The sequence below is a fragment of the Paenibacillus sp. FJAT-27812 genome (assembly GCF_001273905.1).
GTDB lineage: Bacteria > Bacillota > Bacilli > Paenibacillales > Paenibacillaceae > Pristimantibacillus.
The window spans coordinates 4,794,470-4,812,137 of the sequence record NZ_LIGH01000001.1 but is presented as its reverse complement, the minus strand read 5'-3'; the positions used below and the strand labels follow the sequence as shown (position 1 = coordinate 4,812,137).

At 47.1% G+C, this 17,668-nt stretch carries 14 protein-coding genes and 1 riboswitch; of the genes, 3 read left to right on the top strand and 11 right to left on the bottom strand.

The annotated features are described in order from the left end of the window. Nucleotides 1-47: 47 nt before the first annotated feature. The 7 genes from ADU23_RS19930 to ADU23_RS19900 all read right to left on the bottom strand — a co-directional run bounded on the left by ADU23_RS19930 (nt 48) and on the right by ADU23_RS19900 (nt 7,894). Complete coding sequence (locus ADU23_RS19930; RefSeq protein ID WP_053375331.1) at nt 48-1,799, bottom strand: RNA polymerase sigma factor; 1,752 nt, start codon at nt 1,797-1,799, stop codon at nt 48-50. 114 nt (nt 1,800-1,913) lie between these two features. After that, on the bottom strand, nt 1,914-2,645 hold the full coding sequence (locus tag ADU23_RS19925; protein WP_053375330.1) for a hypothetical protein: 732 nt from the start codon (nt 2,643-2,645) through the stop codon (nt 1,914-1,916). A gap of 142 nt (nt 2,646-2,787) precedes the next feature. Continuing rightward, on the bottom strand, nt 2,788-3,663 hold the full coding sequence (locus ADU23_RS19920) for a DMT family transporter (protein WP_053375329.1): 876 nt from the start codon (nt 3,661-3,663) through the stop codon (nt 2,788-2,790). A gap of 99 nt (nt 3,664-3,762) precedes the next feature. Then, nucleotides 3,763-4,338: a GNAT family N-acetyltransferase gene (locus tag ADU23_RS19915; RefSeq protein WP_053375328.1), complete on the bottom strand. Its 576-nt coding sequence runs from the start codon at nt 4,336-4,338 to the stop codon at nt 3,763-3,765. 62 nt (nt 4,339-4,400) lie between these two features. Beyond that, nucleotides 4,401-5,696 carry a protoporphyrinogen/coproporphyrinogen oxidase gene (locus ADU23_RS19910; RefSeq protein ID WP_053375327.1) on the bottom strand — a complete coding sequence of 432 codons (1,296 nt, stop codon included), beginning with the start codon at nt 5,694-5,696 and terminating at the stop codon, nt 4,401-4,403. A gap of 7 nt (nt 5,697-5,703) precedes the next feature. After that, the gene (locus ADU23_RS19905) at nt 5,704-6,852 is read right to left on the bottom strand and encodes a glycosyltransferase family 4 protein (RefSeq protein WP_053375326.1); all 1,149 of its coding nucleotides are present in this window, start codon (nt 6,850-6,852) and stop codon (nt 5,704-5,706) included. A 22-nt stretch (nt 6,853-6,874) separates the two neighbouring features. After that, nucleotides 6,875-7,894: a glycosyltransferase family 4 protein gene (locus ADU23_RS19900; protein ID WP_053375325.1), complete on the bottom strand. Its 1,020-nt coding sequence runs from the start codon at nt 7,892-7,894 to the stop codon at nt 6,875-6,877. A 213-nt stretch (nt 7,895-8,107) separates the two neighbouring features. Between ADU23_RS19900 and ADU23_RS19895 the strand changes: the two genes are divergently transcribed. Then, nucleotides 8,108-8,323, top strand: a complete 216-nt coding sequence (locus tag ADU23_RS19895; RefSeq protein ID WP_053375324.1) for an alpha/beta-type small acid-soluble spore protein — start codon at nt 8,108-8,110, stop codon at nt 8,321-8,323. Nucleotides 8,324-8,379: 56 nt separating this feature from the next. Here the strand turns inward: ADU23_RS19895 and ADU23_RS19890 are convergent, their stop codons facing one another. After that, complete coding sequence (locus ADU23_RS19890; RefSeq protein WP_053375323.1) at nt 8,380-10,197, bottom strand: APC family permease; 1,818 nt, start codon at nt 10,195-10,197, stop codon at nt 8,380-8,382. 207 nt (nt 10,198-10,404) lie between these two features. Then, a riboswitch (cyclic di-AMP (ydaO/yuaA leader) is annotated at nt 10,405-10,562 on the bottom strand. A 281-nt stretch (nt 10,563-10,843) separates the two neighbouring features. On the opposite strand from ADU23_RS19890, the gene ADU23_RS19885 reads away from it, so the two are divergent. Together ADU23_RS19885 and ADU23_RS19880 are read left to right on the top strand one after the other, a co-directional pair. Beyond that, on the top strand, nt 10,844-11,254 hold the full coding sequence (locus ADU23_RS19885) for a VOC family protein (protein ID WP_053375322.1): 411 nt from the start codon (nt 10,844-10,846) through the stop codon (nt 11,252-11,254). Between the two features lie 162 nt (nt 11,255-11,416). Continuing rightward, the gene (locus ADU23_RS19880) at nt 11,417-12,523 is read left to right on the top strand and encodes a GIY-YIG nuclease family protein (protein ID WP_053375321.1); all 1,107 of its coding nucleotides are present in this window, start codon (nt 11,417-11,419) and stop codon (nt 12,521-12,523) included. A gap of 7 nt (nt 12,524-12,530) precedes the next feature. Here the strand turns inward: ADU23_RS19880 and ADU23_RS19875 are convergent, their stop codons facing one another. The 3 genes from ADU23_RS19875 to ADU23_RS19865 form a co-directional block, all read right to left on the bottom strand. Next, entirely contained in the window at nt 12,531-13,220 is a 690-nt protein-coding gene (locus ADU23_RS19875; protein WP_053375320.1) for an NAD-dependent epimerase/dehydratase family protein, read from the bottom strand. Nucleotides 13,221-13,442: 222 nt separating this feature from the next. Continuing rightward, nucleotides 13,443-16,400 carry a GAP1-N2 domain-containing protein gene (locus ADU23_RS19870; protein ID WP_053375319.1) on the bottom strand — a complete coding sequence of 986 codons (2,958 nt, stop codon included), beginning with the start codon at nt 16,398-16,400 and terminating at the stop codon, nt 13,443-13,445. Then, nucleotides 16,400-17,659 carry a TRAFAC clade GTPase domain-containing protein gene (locus ADU23_RS19865; protein ID WP_053375318.1) on the bottom strand — a complete coding sequence of 420 codons (1,260 nt, stop codon included), beginning with the start codon at nt 17,657-17,659 and terminating at the stop codon, nt 16,400-16,402. Before ADU23_RS19865 ends, ADU23_RS19870 begins: the two co-directional genes overlap by 1 nt. Nucleotides 17,660-17,668: the final 9 nt, after the last annotated feature.

Sequence of the window (17,668 nt, the reverse complement as noted above, 5' to 3'; positions counted from 1 at the left end):
CGACAAGCCGCAGAGATTAATCCTCTTTGGGCTTGTCGCATAGGCAGCTATTTTAGTTGATCCAATAGATTGCGGAAGCTCTTAACCGCCGCTTCTTCCTGCTTTTTAATCGCTTGAAGCAGCCCTATCGATTTGCTCGCATACAAATCGTTATTAGGCTCCCCGCCTTCCGGAAAAGGAAACATGTGATGCAGCGCTTCGTAATTGGAAGCTATCTGCTCGTATTGCTGCGCCGCTTCCCGCAATAGCTCCCGTATTTGAATATCTTCTTCCGAAGCCTCCGGCCAGCTCGTCAACATCTCATTCAGAAATGGCGCTGCTTGCTTGCGCCCATCCATAATAACCGCAATATTGTAGGCATTGCCGTTTGGCTCCACCGTTCCCGCCCGGAATGCATCGCACCATACATCGTACGCTTGAATGCCTTTAACTGAGCTTGCAGTGATGCTCGAAGGCTCCCCATCGTAATGCTCCACGATCATTTCCAAGGCTAGGCGCAGCTGCTCCTTCCGATTGCTCTCAATCGGCTCATCAAGCGCTAAGACAAAAATCTCCTCGAGCACGCTGCGGCCCAAATTTTCATAAGCAAGCGTATCTAACCGGCAGCACTCATAGGCGTGAAGCAGTCTTTCTTCATCGTCATAGCCATAAATAAGGCCAAACTCAGGAAAAAAAAGATCCCAAGCCAGCACAGGGTAACCCTGCTTTATCGAACGATGGATCAAGTCGAGCGCATCTGGCAGCGCATGATGGATCTCCCTTTTAACCATGGCGTCCTTCCCGATTAACGTTTGGTCGATTAAGTTCGTATTCGGGCCAATAGCCGTATTCATGCCATCAACAAATTTGGCGCGGTAACCTGCGTTTTTTAATCCACGAACCATTACTTCGCCAAACGGATAGGCAGTTGGCCCCGCGATATGAATGCTCTCCGGAACGATATTGATTCGGAATGCTTGGCCCGTCAAACCCATGACCATCGGATAGGTCAGCTCTTTATTCGTGTATTTCAGCATCGCATACAAAGAATCTACTGCCGTGTTCCATGTCCTCGCGTTCGCAAAAGTATCGCTATTCGGTAAAATCGCTTTGCTCATCCATCCCATATCCCTTCTCGTCTTAACATAGGTGTCAACCGTTACGCGGAGTCGTTCCTGCATCACTTTTTTCCGAGATCGCGAAATAATTTGATATACATTGGCGGATGAAAGCTGGAACAGCTTCGCAATCTCCGGCGGCGACAGCTGGTCAAAAAAATGGGATTCGAAGATAACCCGCTCCCTTGGCTTGAGGCAGCTAATGATCTGCGTCAGCACATGCAGCGTCTCCTTCTGCATGAGTCGCTCCTCCGGAAGCTCCTGCCCGGATGATCGCTCCTCAGCCGAACGATTCAAACGGCGCAAAATGCTATCCAGACCGCTCAGACCATCGGCATCGCTATCCAGCTTCGACGGCATTAGCGCAAGCTCCGTGAATGTCCGTTCCTTGCTAACAGGGCTGCTCTTTAGCCTGGTCATGGCCTGGTTGCGTACGATGCGGTGAACCCATGGCAAGAAACGCTCAATTTCCACTAGCTTCCCAAGATGCATAAAGGCTCTGATCAAAGCCTCCTGCACGATGTCCTCAGCCAGAAACGATTCCTGCGTAATGGTTTTGGCGTAGCCGTAAAACTGCGCTCTATGCCTTCTAACCAGCTCGCCAAAAGCTTCATGCTTGCCAGCTTGCGCATGCCTAACTAGCTCCCCATCCTCAAGCTGATCCCATTTTTGCTCATTGTCATCCAAGTTAATCAAGTTCATACTCCTCGCAAAATAAAGTTGACCTACTCTATAGACTCGCGGTCCATGCGATTTCTGACAAAAAAATGACTCCCTTCTCAAAAAGGAGTCATTGGTATGCTGACTAACTAAATATTAAGTCAAAGGAACCTGTTTGGACAAGCGCTCCAATTTATCTAGATACGGATTGATTTCAGCTTGCATCCCTTGCAGCGATTTAAGCACAGCCTTGTTTTTCTTCACGGTTGAAGGGTCATAGTTTTGGTTTAAAGATGCTTTATATTCCTTTGTTACTCCATCCTTCGTATACTGTATCGTATCGAACTTTCCTTCCTTCCATACTTTTTTCATATTCGCATTCGTCCCAAATAACTGCAAGTTCACTCTGGAATCCTTATAATTAAAGCTGTATGGAATATCACCTACTGAATGGGCAACTGAAAAACCTGCAGCAAAACGATCGTTATTGAAAGTGCCAAATTGAACCTTATGTGATTCAACCTTTCCATTATGATCTGCAACCTTCGTAAAGTACGAGCCATTTCCTACTTTCAAATCATTTTTCCATTCACCATCATATGTAATAACAAAATCATTTCTGTCACTCTTGTACCTGTAAACAAACTTGCCTTTTCCAGTCCGCTTGCCATCAACCCAATCTCCGGAATACGTTTTTGAAGGATACCAAGTCATTGTACCTTTTCCATTTGGCTTTCCATTTTTCAATTGTCCGTAGTAAAAAACATTCTCAGAAATAACTAAATACTCTTTCTTAGCAGCCGCGCTGGCAGTGGATGCCCCCCATGCCGATGTTGTGAAAACAAATGCCAAGATCAAACTAAATGCATAAAATGTTACTTTTTTCATAGGCAATCACTTCCCTTTCTGTATATGTTTAGTTTCATTCTATTAGGATAATAAACACGTTATGCGATTTCGAAACAGGATGCAATAGTAAAATAGGCCTTTCCTCCAACCGGGAAGAAAAGCCTAATGAACAAAAAAGTATTTATGCCTTCCGATTCACAAAATAAATGCTGAGCAGAATGAATACTAAGCCAAGCAAAAGCGTGGCGGTAAACGGTTCGTTAAGAAATAAAGTTCCGGTTAAAATCGCGATTAGCGGAATCAGAAACGTGAAGGACGCTACCTTGCTTGCCTCGCCAGAATCCATTAGCTTATAGAAAACCAACCACCCGATCGCGATGACAAAAACGGAAATGAACAGCAGTGTCATCATGAACGCTGGCGTCCAATGGACGTCGGACCAGCTTTCCACGCCTGAACCCAAAGATGTCATAAACAGACCGCCGATCAATAATTGCAGCGCAACAAGCCAAATCGGATCGACGCTTGGCCCCTTCTTCTTCACGTAAATCGTACCCAAAGCCCAGCTGAGCGAAGATCCGAGGGCAAGCAATATGCCTGCAACTGAAATATGGCCGGACAAGCCTCCCGCCTCGCTGCAAATAATGCCCACGCCAGAGAAACCAAGCACGAGCCCCATAATTTTCAAGCCATTCATCGATTCTCCGAGCCACAGCCATGAGAAAAACCCGACGAGTACCGGCTGCAAAAATACGATGGCCGAGAACAAGCCTGCCGGCAAATATTTTAACCCGATCGTTTGCAAGCCATAATATAAGATGACGTTCACGATAGCCGAAATCACATAAATCAACCATGTTTCGCGAAAATGCAATCGTTTATAGCGCGGAATTGCGATGACTAGCAGCAGCACGCCGCCGAGCAGCGTTCTTATTCCGGAAAAAAGCACCGGCGGCATGAACGAAAGCGCATATTTGGAAAGCGGCCAATTGACCCCCCAGACGATGACTAAAAATAAAATTAACAATACGGTATTTTTTTTTGACAGCTTTTGCATGATGAAGGACCCCTTGTTGTATGTCTGACGAAATAAAGAAATGAAATCGCAAGCTTGATGGAGAAATCAGAAAAGGAGCACCCTAGGCTGCTCCTTGTTTTAATATGGGGCTGACGGCCGCTCTGACGGAGTAGCCAAATCTTCTGCTGTAATGGCAAATAGAGCATGGTCTTCCCAAATGCCGTTAATTTTCAAATATCTGCTTGCTAGCCCTTCATGACGGAAGCCTGCTTTCTCCAGCACGCGGATCGAGGGCTTGTTTCTAGGCATGACGCCTGCCTGAATCCGGTGTAGGCCAGCTTCTCCCAAGCCATATTGAACGCATAATAAGACTGCCTCCGTTGCATATCCTTTGCCGTTATGCTCCTGATCAAGAAAATAACCAAGGTTCGCATTTTGAAACGGACCGCGCGCAACGCCGGATAACTCAATTCGCCCAATGAGTTGATTGGTTTCGCTTAAAAATATGCCAAAAGGAAACGCTTGATCATTTTCGGCTGCCTTCCTGCCATTCATGACCTGAATGCTTTGTTCTTCAAGCGTGTAATAATGTTCAGGCCGGATGGGCTCAAACGGCTGCAAAAAAGCAAAGTTTTTTTGCCTTAGAGCCAGAAGCTCCGCCGCGTCATTGCCTTCAAGCAGCCTCAAATAAATTGCAGTACCTTTCATTGCCATTCTGTCCCTTCATGCTGTCGTTACGCAGCCAGCTCAGCTGAGCATGCTGCAAATGATAATCTTCAAGCATTATACGTGAGCTCACATGCCCCGTCAATGGTTGCCTTCGCCTCGCGGCTTCTAAGACGCTCTGCCAAATCAACAGCTTGCTGCATGTCTTCATGCTGGCTCGACCAGTGCCAGCTCCCGTATCTGCCAATGCTGTAGATATGGTTGCTTTCCAGATACCGGTGAAGAGTCGCTGTTAAGCTTTGGTTTGGCATGCAGTAATTATGCTCCAAATAAATCGGCTTTAAGGTGATGACATCGTTCACATCGTCGATGACCCCTATCTCGATCAGCTCCTCGATAATGATCGGCAGCAGCTTCAGCGCGTCATCTCTCTGCTCGAAATACAAGGGCGAGCATTCCACATAGATAGAGCTGTAGCACTGAGGCGCCAAGGCTGGCTCAACGCTGCTATAAAAGCCCATTCGATAAAAATGGTATTTCATCTCCGGCACATAAACCCAGCTTTTGCCCGCGTGGAACGGTTTTTGCCTAACGCCTAGATTCACAATCAGCCCTTTGCTCGAAACGAGTTGGTCCGCCAGCCGCCCATAGTGTGGCTCAGCATCCTCGATCATGTGTATGAGTGTCGGCAAAGGAATCGTAGACACGATCGTATCCCAAGGGCGCTTCTGATTGTTCACGACCATCGTTTTATTTCGTAGATTGATCGATTGCAGATGGGCATTTAAGCTGACATTTGCGTGCTTTGATAGAAACATCGGAATCGCTTGCGCTCCCACATCGCCCTTCGGATACATAAAGGAAGAATTGTAACCAGCAGCATTGTCGCTTACTCGCACATTCCGAACGGTTTCAAATTTGCCGGTATCGATGCTTGTTAAATCCTCTACCCCAAACATTTTAATATTATAGTCGCGAAAAAAAGCATCAAATAAAGTCCGCCCATACGAATGAACCAGCATTTCATAATAGTTGGTATACGATATTTTCTCAGCCTGAATCGTTTTTAATTCCCGGTCTACGCGCCGAACGAAGTCAACATCCGGATTAGCCATATAGCTTTGTTGAAATGGGAAATCGTACAGCCTGCCTTCTAAATAGACGTAAGCAGAACGATTATGCTTGACTAGCGGCAGCCCATCGAGCAGCTTCAATGCGCCAGGGGCATGTTGATGGTGGAACCAATGACCGCCCACGTCAAAGCCAAAGATGCCAGCCTCCGTATTCACCTTGTAGGATAATGCTTTCCCGCCTAAGGATGAATGTGCTTCAAGCACGGGAACATTTCCAAATGCTTTGGCAAAGGATAATCCCGTTACGCCCGCTCCAATTACGGTAAAAGCCATTAGTTCCTCACCCCGCTCCCTTTTCTTTTCCGCCTGCATTTGATTCGGCGGTAAGGCCCATCGCTTCCTTGATAACGGCGTTTACAGCTCGGACATCGTATTTTTCAACCGCCAGCTCCCTGCTCTTCACACCCATCCTCAGTATCAGAGCTGGATTTAAAATAAATCTCTCCATCGCTTCAGCCAAAGCGGATACCTCTTTTGCCGGGACTAAAAACCCATTATGTCCGGAGACAACCGTTTCCCTGCAGCCCGGCGCGTCCGTCGTAATAACCGGCAACCCCATCGCCATCGCTTCAAGCGCCGACTTAGGCGTGCCCTCCCTGTAGGACGGCAGAACAAATACGGAAGCCTCTTTTAAATAAGGACGCACGTCCTCCGTTTCCCCGATATAAGAAATGTGGCCTTCCTCTATCCAGTTTGTCACCACTGCCCTATCGATTGCGGTTGGATTGCTGTCAAACGGACCTAGCAATTGAAAGACGGCGTCCGGGTACTTTTCTTTTAACCGCCTGGCAGCCTCAACATATTCGACAATGCCCTTGTCTTTGATCAAACGTGCGATAAGCAAAAAAACGACCGGCCGCAGCGGCCTTGCGCTTAATTTAAACTTGTCGAGATTGACGCCAGCGCCGCCTACGATCAATGCCTTATCGCTTCTCAATAGCTGCAAATGTTGAAACAGCTTTAAATCGTCAGCATTTTCGAATAAAACCTTCGTGCATCTATCCAGCGCAAACCTATACAGCATTTTTACAAATGAAAATAAAGCGGAAGGTTTTCCTGATTGTGCATTGAACGCATAGCCTAGACCCGTAATCATCAACAATACATGCTTAACATTTGAACATGCAGCAGCAATAGAACCGTACAAAACAGGCTTTATGGAATAGCAGCAAAGGATATCCGGCTGATGGCGCTTAAAGGCTTGGAACATTTTGAACATGCTGTATAGATCGTAAAACGGATTTAAGCCTGTATTTTTAATCGGGATGTGAGCGTACACCACGCCAATGGAGGCAAGCTCTTTGTGATAAGGATTGCTAGGCGCTGCTGCTATCACTTCATGCCCTTCCAGCGCCAAAGATTGAATGAGGTCCCAGCTAAAGTTCTTATAATACTTGGCATACGGAACGACGAGCATAATTTTAGCCATATGGTTCCCCCCCGGCTATTCTTTAGGAATGGATGTCCACCTTGCTTAGCATGAAGCCGATACTGGCAAAGACAACAATGGCAGCCGTTATGGAATAAATCATAGAAGCGCTGTAGAACGTACCCGCCAAGGCGGCTATCCCGAGCAACAGGCCAAAACCATAGGTAAAGATCACTGTCTGTTTGATCGAAAACCCCATTTTCACCATTCTTTTGGCAAAATGGTCATTGCTCCCGAGCAAAGGTGATTTGCCTGCCTTCATTCTTAATAAGGAAATATAGATCGTTTCAAATATAGGAATGCCTAGCACAAGCAATGGCGCATAAACCTCGTTCCCCTCGCTCACATCACTCCATTTCACTGCCGCGCTTGCAAGCAGAAATCCGATGGCTAAGCTCCCGGCATCTCCGAGAAATATTTTTGCCGGTTTAAAATTAAAAACGAGGAAGCCGAGGCATGCACCTGCAAGCGCGCACAGCAACAAACCATAAAACAGCTCCCCCTTGCTAAACATGAGCAGGGCAATGAAAAAAGCAGCAATCCCGCCAATGCCAGAAGCAAGCCCGTCCATAATATCAACCAAATTAAAAGCATTGGAAATGCCAATCATCCAGATGAAAAAGAAAATACCATTTATAAGCGCGTTTTGATGGATGAAAAATTCCAATCCTTGCGTCCATACGATGACAGTCGCCAAGCATTGAAAGGCAAGCTTCGTAAGCGGACTTATGCCGTACATATCATCAAATAAACCTAATGATACGATAAGCAATAGACCAAGCAGCAATCCCGCATGCTCGGCATTTATCGATGGTACGAATAGAGTCAGATGTATGATTAGCGTTAAAATGATTGCCATTAAAATCGATAAACCGCCGAGATATGGGGTAGGCTGCTTATGCCTTTTCAAAGAAGAATTCGGATGGTCGACAATGCCTAGCTTTTTAGCCGTTATGATTGCAATTGGCGTTAAAAGGAGAACGAATGCGGCTGCAAGCATAAAAGCGGTAATAAGCATAGCTGGAGCTTGTCCATTATTCACTTTTATCTCCGTTCTTAATAAATGTTTTATAGTTCTTAATAAAGGATATCACACTGCTTCTGGATTAATCCACCAGTTATTTCAAATGGTTCATTATAAAATTCAGACGGTTCAAAGCGATTTATTTTTTTCAAAAAAAAAAATTTCATGATTGTATATATTTACAAATGACTCGACATAATAACCTTACATCCAACGAAGGAGTGAACTAACATGAGCAGAAGAAATTCAAACACATTAGTAGTACCGCAAGCAAAGGCAGCACTTGCACAAATGAAAACGGAAGCAGCACAACAACTGGGCGTTCCGTTCTCGCAAGATGGATACAACGGCAATTTATCCACTCGTGATGCAGGTTCGATTGGTGGATATATTACAAAAAAATTGGTGCAAATCGCAGAACAACAATTAGGTCAACGCAACTTCTAGCAAAAGCCAAAAAGCCCTCCATTATCTTCGCGATAATGAAGGGCTTTTTTTATGAGCTATTTTTGAAGATGATACGGAACCGTCGCTATGACCACATCTTTTTGCGTAAACAGATAGGCGCGGAGCATTAAACTTGTCTGGTTGTGCAGAAAATAATGCCACCAATGCTTCGTAATAAATTGTGGAATGAGAATCGTAATATGATCGGTCTCTCCCGTTTTCCATTCAATCGTATCAATAAACCGCATTAGCGGCCTAATGATGCTCCGATAGCTGGAACGAAGCACAATGAGCCGAACGCCAGGGTTCCATTCCTCCCACTTCTTCTCCATGCGTTCAATGTCTTCGTCATCGAAGCCCACATATACGGCAACCACGTTATCGGTTAGCGATTTGGCATAGCTGAGCGAGTGATTAACGACACGTGTTATGCCCGCTACGGGAACAACAATCGTACTGCCTTTTATGACCGGCTTATCATTTGCCATATTGATCCGCAGCTCATCAGCCATATTCCGGTAATGACGGTGGATACCATAGAAAATAAAGATGACGATCGGCAGGAAAATAAACACCATCCAAACGTGGCTAAACTTCGTAATGATGAAGATCAATGTGATCGCAAGCGTCGTCAGCATTCCAATCGTGTTAATAACAAACCGCGATAGCCAGCCTTTTGGCTTCAACTTCAACCATCTTACCATCATCCCAAGCTGGGATAGGGTGAACGGAATAAACACGCCTACCGCATAAAGCGGAATTAAATTTTCGGTATTGCCATGAAAGGTTATAACAAGGAGTGCGGATAGGATTCCTAAAATGATAATGCCGTTTGAAAATCCCAAACGAYCCCCGCGAGCCATAAACATATTTGGCATATATTTATCTTTAGCCAGCATAAAGGCAAGCAGCGGGAATGCGGCGTAAGCCGTATTGGCTGCGAGAAATAAAATCAGAGCGGTTACTGCCTGTATCCCGTAATAAATGACTCCTCTGCCGAATGTGGCATTGGCGATTTGCGATACGACCGTTTCTTTCTCGCTCGGGACAATGCCATACCAGTAGGCTAGCAAACTAATGCCGATAAACATTGCGCCAAGAATAGTCCCCATCATAATAAGCGTCTTTGCCGCATTCCGGTCAGCAGGCTGTTTAAAGTTAGGAATCGCATTCGACATCGCTTCAACGCCAGTAAGCGCTGAGCAGCCGGAGCTGAACGCTTTTAACAACAAAAACAAACTAATATTCAAGACCGCCGAGCCCATCTCCGGCACAGCCGCATGAATGCCGCCTGCTGCATATTTGATCATTCCGGAAATAATAAGCACAAATATTGCGATTACAAACAAATAGACAGGCATGGCGAGGACGGAAGCGGATTCCGTAATTCCCCGCAAATTGATAATCGTCAGCACCAGAATCATCACTAACGCAATGCTGACTCTATGATCATGAAGCGATGGGAAGGCCGAGGTAATGGCATCCGTTCCAGCCGACGTGCTGACAGCGACAGTCAGAATATAATCAACAAGCAGCGAGCCGCCCGCCAGCAAACCAGTCGAGACGCCTAAATTGTCTTTGGCAACGATATAGGCACCGCCGCCTGTCGGGTAAGAAAATATCGTTTGGCGATACGATAAAATTAAAACTAATAATAGACCGAGCACAGCCAGCGAGATCGGAATCGAATACCACACTGCCGCAAATCCGACAGCCATTAACACGATCAAAATCTGCTCTGTACCATAGGCAACCGATGACAGCGCATCGGAGGATAATACAGCTAACGCCTTAAGCTTGCTTAGCTTCTCGCCTTCAATTTCCGCGCTTTTCATCGGGCGTCCGATTAATAACCGTTTAAATCTGCTAACCATGAAGATGCCCCATTTCAATTCATTGGATGATAATCTTTACGTCCTTGGAGTACATTCTCCCTTTAGCATGTTCGCATGTTCATTTGTTATGCACCCTTTTCATCCAACGCTCTAACAGAAGGCCAATCCTAAAATGGACAAAAAAAGCCGCAGGAAAGTAAGGACTTTCCCACGGCTTCTCCAAAAAATATCGGTAGGCACGCGAATAATTCCTCTTCTGGACGCTTACGAGGTTAGCTGACGGATTCGGGCGCAAAAGTCGCCCTAAACTTCGTAAATGAAGTTATTCACCCCTGAGATTAGATCGTATGATCAGCACTCTATGGTTTCCCCGCTTCTTTTTCAGAACTCAGCGATTAAGGTTTATATGCTATACAAGATATCGTGATTGATCTCGTTTTGAATCATACTCCTTCCAAAAAATATTGTAAAGGAACATAAATAATCGAATTGATTTCAAATCCCGCTATATGAATCCATTTAAACGCTTACATCCCATACAATCTTTTCGTATCGCTCTTATGCTCTCTATCTCAATAGCAATTACCCGTTCAACATAGCAATCCGTAAGAAACCTAGGTCAGTTCGGTATGATAATATGAAAGAAGGATAACTTCTCAATATGCGGAGGAAAGGATGTAGTACAATGGCTAAATATACAACCTTTATCAAGTCGGAGGATGCTAGAGCGCAAGCCGAGTTTTATATCCAGGCATTAGGCGGTGAGATCCAGTCTCTGATGACGCACGGGCAATTGTCAAACGCCAGCGATGAGCTGAAGGACAAGGTTTTGCATCTCTGTGTACGGGCTGGAGGCGTTAATTTCTTCATGTCGGATTCCGTATTTGAGCCGCTAGTTAGAGGAAACAACGTTCATCTGGCACTTGAGTTCAAAACGGAATCTGAAGCACGGCAAGCCTTCGACAATTTAGCAGCAGGCGGCCATATTAGCCAACCGTTGGAGCCGGTATTTTGGGGTTCATTATACGGTGAAATCGAAGATAAATTCGGAATCAAATGGATGATAACTACAGCGCAAGAAGTGAGCCAAGCCTGATTCAATCCACCATTTATTTGCTTCTTTGAGGAGGTCGGCCATCAATCTGGTCGGTCTCTTTTTGCTTTGGAGCTAAAATAAAACAAGGGTTTGTCCCCGGAGGTGTCGAATAGTGCCCATGATGGTTCATTCTATAGCATACGATTAGGAGGATGGCGAATCATGTCGTTCTTATTCAAAGCCAGCGATTACCCGCAAAGCCCTGGCTGTTATCTCATGAAAGATGCTGACGGCCGTATTCTCTATGTCGGCAAGTCCAAAAATTTGCGGAGCAGGCTGCGCTCTTATTTTACTAAAAATCATACGCTTAGAAAAATAACCCAGCTCGTTGATGAAATATCATCGATTGAGGTTGTGCTTGTAAATAACGAATCAGAGAGCCTGCTGCTTGAAAACAATTTAATCAAAATACATAAGCCACCCTATAATCGTGCGTTAAAAAAAGACAATAGCGGCTATGCTTATTTGCAGCTTACAGCAGACCCCCTGCCTCGGCTCGATGTTTATTACCGTAATCGGAAACGAAGTCAGACCGCCGCTGCTTCCGCTTCCCTTCCCTTGCATCGTCTGGGTCCCTTCAAAAGTGCCCGCTTTCGCGACGCTTTGCTCGAATTCGTAACGGAGCATTACGGCCTCCGCACCTGCAAAACGATGCCCAAGCAGGTATGCCTGCTGTACCATATCGGCAAATGCAGCGGGGTCTGTGAAGGCAAAATTTCCAAAAGTGAATATTTGGAGCATACCAGGCAGGCGTCCGAGCTTCTCGCTAATCGTGGGCAAGGCTTGATCGAAACGCTTTATGCGAAGATGGAGGCTTATGCGGCAAAAATGGAGTTTGAGAAGGCGCAGCAGATGCTGCTAAGCATTCGCAATCTGGAGCAGGCATCTGACAAGCAAATCGTCGATCGTGAGGCGGCCATCGATCAAGATGTGCTTTACTTCGGGGAAACGCATGTGCTGGTAGCTAAGGTTCAAGAAGGCATGCTGCGGGATTTTCAAATGTTGGAACTTAAATCTGCGGATGTAGAAACAGCTTATGACCAGTTCATTATGACGCGTTACGCCGAGAATAGCCCTGATGAATTGATTGTGAACGTCATAAATGACCAGAAGCTTGTGCGTGCAGCCATTAGAGGAAAAACGAAAAAGCTGCTCACCATTACACAGCCGAAGCGCGGGCTAAAATTCGATTTGCTCCAGCTGTGCAAATACAACTATGACTATCGAATCGAGCGGCTTCGCTGCGGGCAGGAACAGCCGGTCCCTTAAAATCGCTTTATTTTTGAGCAACCTTAGCCATATCCCTGCTCTCCAAGATGGAAGTTTCATATCCTCTGCTCACGATGTGGATCATTGCTCTGCCAAGCTCGCTGAGTGTGATGACATGCCTTGGAATAAGCCGGCGCAGGACGGGGTACAACCACGTAAATGCACCATAAAAACGATGGGCATTTTTCAAGCCTTTAGTCGGATGAATGTAGCCGGGACGGAACATATATGCGCTTTTGAAAGGCAGCTGCAGCAGGTGGTTTTCCGTTTTTCCCTTCACCCGGGCCCACATGCTTCTCCCTTGTTCCGTTCGATCCGTTCCCCCGGCAGTCACGTAACAGAAAACCATCTCTGGATTTAATTTGGACAGTAAGCCTGCAACATACATGGTCAAATCATACGTAATTCGGCTGTACTCAGCTTCACTCATTCCAACCGATGACACGCCAAGGCAAAAGAAGCAGGCATTGTAGCCTTCGAGCTGGGATTCTACCAAAGATAGATCAAAAAGATCGGCTTGCACGATTTCGGTTAGCTTCGGATGGGTTACACCAGATGGCTTGCGGTTGATGATTAATACCCGTTCCACATCGGCATGCTGAAGGCATTCATGCAAAACCCCTTCGCCTACCATCCCCGTCGCGCCTGTTAGAATGACGCTAATTTTGGTGCTTGTATCGTAATTTTTAGCGGGCATAGGTCCATTCTCCCTCACGTCAGCTTATTTATCTCATGACCCTATAATAAATGATCGTTCGATTATTGTCTAGCGACTATAGCTTTCGACCGCTTGAATAAGCTGCTCCGCCAAGTTTTCTGCTGTAAATTGTGCCAGCGAAAAATATTTCTCAAACCTTTTTTCATCGCATAAAAAAACCGCCAGTCAACTTAGCGTAAGTTAACTAGCGGAAATGTTCATTCAATTGGCTTGCACATCCAGCACGATAAGCTCATATGCCGCTTCTCCGACTCGGATGATGCTTTTGGCCGGAAGATCGACCTGCTTGCCTAGATTGACCTCAACGCGGCTTGGATAGTCGTCTAAGCTAATCGCGCCATCGCTGCCTTGATCTGGCTGACTGCTAGGTGTTACGGTGCTTGTGCTTTCAGATTTAGTTGTTGCATCAGGGGCTGTACTGCCTTCATTAACCGGCGTCTCGGTAGGCTTGCTCGTGGACGGAGTCTGAGACTCGGTCACCGCAGCATCTGCGGAATTAGTCGGAGTCGGCGATACTTCTCCTACCGTGCTGCAAGTAAGCGTAACCTTTAGGTCTGTATACTCAACTGCTTCGGCACCCGCCGACTCTACCTTTAATGAGCTAGGCGCAAACTGCGCGCAAGCCGCTGCGTCCTTAAATGAAAAGACAAGGGATGTCGTCGCTTCTACGCCTTCGGATGCTTCATTTTGCTCCGCGTATACGATCGTATCAGGCTTGGTTATGCCCGTTTCAACAGTAGGCGTCACTTCAGGCAAAACGCCGCCCTCTAGCTTCGAATCACTTTTGCCGGCGATGGATTGCAGAAGTCCGGCAACGAGCAAAATAATGCCTAACGCCGCAACCGAAGTAATCAGCGTCGCTTTGCGATTCCGGCGAAAAAATTTTGAAAGCGGCGAGGATAGCTCCCGGGCGGCTTGCTTATACACCGCTGTTAGCGCTGGGCCAGCCTTATCGAAATGCTGTTTCCAGTTCCCACGTTTTTTGAAAGCATCACGGTCATATTTCTCAAAATAACCGACGATCGCCGTTCTATAGGCAGGCACGAAGCCTCTCGATTTCATGAAATCAGGATGTCTCTCCGACAGCTGGAAGAACCCATATATCATCTCTTTACTTGGCGCATTCCGCTGCAAATAGTCGAGCAGCCCCGCATAGTCTACCGATTCCATATCTGAGCTGCGCAGAAAGGCCAGCACATGGCGCGGAGCATCTGCAAGCTCCAGCTGCCCCGCCAGAAGCCGGCGCCCGGTCAGCTGTACTCGGTCCATCTCAGCCGGTGACAGCCGGCCGAATATAGCAGCCGTAGGCTCCGGCAGCTTCAGCCATTCATATATCACAAGAAGCATAAGGGCGGCAGATTTTTGCCTTGGGTCCTGAAGCTGCCCATTCCATCGCTGCAGCTTATCCTTGTAGGTTAAAAAATCCGCTTGGCCCAGCTGTTCGTGGGTGAGCTTATCCATATCAAGCTCAGTGAGCATCGCGCGATAAGCAGCCAGCTCAAGCTCCTGATAAAGGTCTTCGGCATCATAGGATGCAGTCAGCCCTGATCCATTCCGAGCTTTTTCAGCCAATCCGCGCAGCTGCGCCAAAACTCTGCTGACAGCCGGCAGCGAATAACGTTCCCGCTCCAGCTTATCCGTCATCTGATTTCGTGCAAGCGTTTGGAAAGGCTCAAAGCCAAACAGCTTTGGATGAACGTTCCCCCAGTGCTCAACCAGCTCAAGTACACTTTTTGCACCCGCAGCAGCCTTTAACTTCTTCTCAAGAAAGGAAATGAACAAGCTGCCTGTCAACGTAGAATCCGCCATCAGCTTTGTAAAAAAAGCCTTGCTTAAGGCTGGATTGCTTTCAACGGCTGCATAAATGGAAGCAACCGTTTCTTGCGCGTTCATTCTATTCGCTTGATTAAGGGTAAGGATAAAATAAGTAACGATTTTGCTTTCAAGATACTTGCCGTCGATTCGGTAATAATCTTTAAAGGCATCCACAATGAATACATCCGGCACAATTCCTTGCCGAACGCGATCAAATTCATAATCAAATCGAGACAGGAACAAATCATTGAGGCGAATCTTCGAATCAAGCGAGCCGGCAGGCTGCAAATATTCGAGCAAACCGCGAAGCACTGCCGTTTTGTGCGCTTCATACAACGATTCATTGCCTTCCTCAATCTGATACATAACGCAAAGCTCGTGATAGCTGGCTGCCGCGATTTGACGCTCCGGCCCCATTCCTGCCAGCATGAGCTCAGCAAAAGAATAGAAGCTTTCGGCACGCTCCGGGCGCTCCAAATTATCCCATGCAAAATCCAAATAAGGCTGGTCCGTACCGTCCAAATCCACATTCATCATCCGGCCGCTTGCGATATCAAACGTATAATCCTTCTCGATGCTTCGATCGCCAAGCCGCAGGCTTCCCTGCTCCACGAAAGTAAGATGCACGGCTTTGCGGCTTTGGGGCTCCTTCGCATAAGTAATAAAACCAAGCTGCCTGCGGTATGCATACGGCAAGCTCGCATAAAGTACTGCCATCAGCTGCTTTGCTTTGCCTGGCAGCTGCGCAATCGGCACGTCAAGCGCGATGTAGACCTTCTTCTTGCCGCTGACAGCTGACATCACCGCATACAGCAGCTGCTTAAATGTCTTCTCATCGATATTCAGCAGTGATAAGAGCGAACGATGCGATGGCTTAACCGCCGCAGCCGCTTGAACGGGCAGCTCGGCTAACTCCGCGATTTCCATCCCGCCTGCGATATCATAGCTGCCTTCGAAGGATGCTTGCAGGAAGCGTTCATAGTCGCAATCCGGATTGTTCGCAAGACTCTCAGGAATGATATAGTTATGCGTAAAGAACGCACTGCGAAGACCCGTAAAATCCGCTGCCTGATAAACGCTGCGGCCAAGGAGCACGTCGCCATTATCGAGATGCAGCAGATGCATTGTCTCGGGATATGCGGAAGCGTCCTTCTCTCCGCGCACGGAAAGCTCGGCAGGCGCATCGTAAACACAAAACGGATGGAGCGTTTTTTTGATAAAAGCGGGGTCTAATCCGCTTGATTTGGCAATCGTGTCATAGCCCTCCGTGGATCTGAAAATACCGCGTCTCTCCCGTGCGTACATTTGCTGCTGAATCATCCTGCGGGGCATGGAATCGCGCACTATTCTCTTCTCCCCTCGATGAAGTTCAGCTTATAGAGCAGCCAAATGAAGGGCTCGTCCACACGGATTGGACTTACTACGGTTTGAAGCTTCTGATCCACGGGATTGCTGCCAAGCGCGGATACCGCATAATAAGCCGTATCCTTGAAATAAACGTCCATCGTTCCCTTGAACGGGCGATCGACCTTCTCGATGAAACGCCGGATTTCACCGTCGATATTTTCAAATTCGGTTAGATTGAAATAATTGCGGTGCACCATATTGTTAAAAATATTGCTGTTTGACTTAATATATTCGCCATCCTCATCCTTCAGGGAATGAAGCATGTCGCTTTTGGTCAGCACGACGGCTGTCGGTATATCGGTTTTGTTATTTTCCTGATACGCAATAAAGTCTCCGAACATCGTCAGGACAACGTCGCGCGGCTCGTCATATTGGGACACCCATTCACCCGGCTTGTCGCCGATGTTCATTCTAATTTTCTCGCGGATCGAACGAATCTGCAGCGGATCTACCATTAGCAAGATGCCTGCCGAGTTTTTAATATGCTGGCCGTGCAAGCCCAGATAATCCTGCTCGACCATTCCCTCGCCCGCCACATCAAAAAATACGAGCGTAAGCGGCGGCTTCGAATCATCCTTAAAGACGAATTGGAAAATAAACGGCTCCTGCATCTTCTCCTTCTGCGTGGAAGCAAGCAGATCGCCGCGCTCGAATAACGGCTCTTCGTAATAAGTGCGGAACTTTCGGCTAATCTCCGCGTTAAGCGGCATGCAGGCTGCATTAAAATGATCTGCCGTCGTATTTTGCAGCGTATGGATTAAGGAAGTCATATAGACCGACTTGCCAACTTGGGAAGCGCCTATAATCGAAATAATGTTGCTTGGCACCTTGCCTGCGGTCACCGGAAGCTCGTTATGGCATTTCGGGCAAAGCCGTCTGCGTGTCAGCTCGCCGTAACGGTCATTGATGCCGATCAGCACATGGTCGGAGTAAACGCGATGCTCTTCCGGCACGTCCACCGGATGAAGCACCGCTTCCATATCATGCACGGAATCAAGGCCAAAGCGCTCGCGGTATTTGTTCAGCTCCTCGTCTTCCCCAAGCGCATAATCCTCATCATCCTCACGGGAATGGGCTGCGCGGAAAACGACCTCGTCCGGCGTAAATTTGCTAAAGCAGTAGGGGCAGACAATATCATAAAACAACGGACGCGCCTTCGCTTCCGGCTTTTTTTTGAAAAGATCGAAAATGCCCATGCGATCTTC

Excerpts from the sequence above, each read along its gene's own strand:
- ADU23_RS19875 (WP_053375320.1), bottom strand. The coding sequence starts at position 13,220 with ATGCCCGCTAAAAATTACGATACAAGCACCAAAATTAGCGTCATTCTA.
- ADU23_RS19895 (WP_053375324.1), top strand. The coding sequence starts at position 8,108 with ATGAGCAGAAGAAATTCAAACACATTAGTAGTACCGCAAGCAAAGGCA.
- ADU23_RS19920 (WP_053375329.1), bottom strand. The coding sequence starts at position 3,663 with ATGCAAAAGCTGTCAAAAAAAAATACCGTATTGTTAATTTTATTTTTA.
- ADU23_RS19885 (WP_053375322.1), top strand. The coding sequence starts at position 10,844 with ATGGCTAAATATACAACCTTTATCAAGTCGGAGGATGCTAGAGCGCAA.
- ADU23_RS19910 (WP_053375327.1), bottom strand. The coding sequence starts at position 5,696 with ATGGCTTTTACCGTAATTGGAGCGGGCGTAACGGGATTATCCTTTGCC.
- ADU23_RS19865 (WP_053375318.1), bottom strand. The coding sequence starts at position 17,659 with ATGGGCATTTTCGATCTTTTCAAAAAAAAGCCGGAAGCGAAGGCGCGT.
- ADU23_RS19925 (WP_053375330.1), bottom strand. The coding sequence starts at position 2,645 with ATGAAAAAAGTAACATTTTATGCATTTAGTTTGATCTTGGCATTTGTT.
- ADU23_RS19915 (WP_053375328.1), bottom strand. The coding sequence starts at position 4,338 with ATGGCAATGAAAGGTACTGCAATTTATTTGAGGCTGCTTGAAGGCAAT.
- ADU23_RS19905 (WP_053375326.1), bottom strand. The coding sequence starts at position 6,852 with ATGGCTAAAATTATGCTCGTCGTTCCGTATGCCAAGTATTATAAGAAC.
- ADU23_RS19880 (WP_053375321.1), top strand. The coding sequence starts at position 11,417 with ATGTCGTTCTTATTCAAAGCCAGCGATTACCCGCAAAGCCCTGGCTGT.
- ADU23_RS19930 (WP_053375331.1), bottom strand. The coding sequence starts at position 1,799 with ATGAACTTGATTAACTTGGATGACAATGAGCAAAAATGGGATCAGCTT.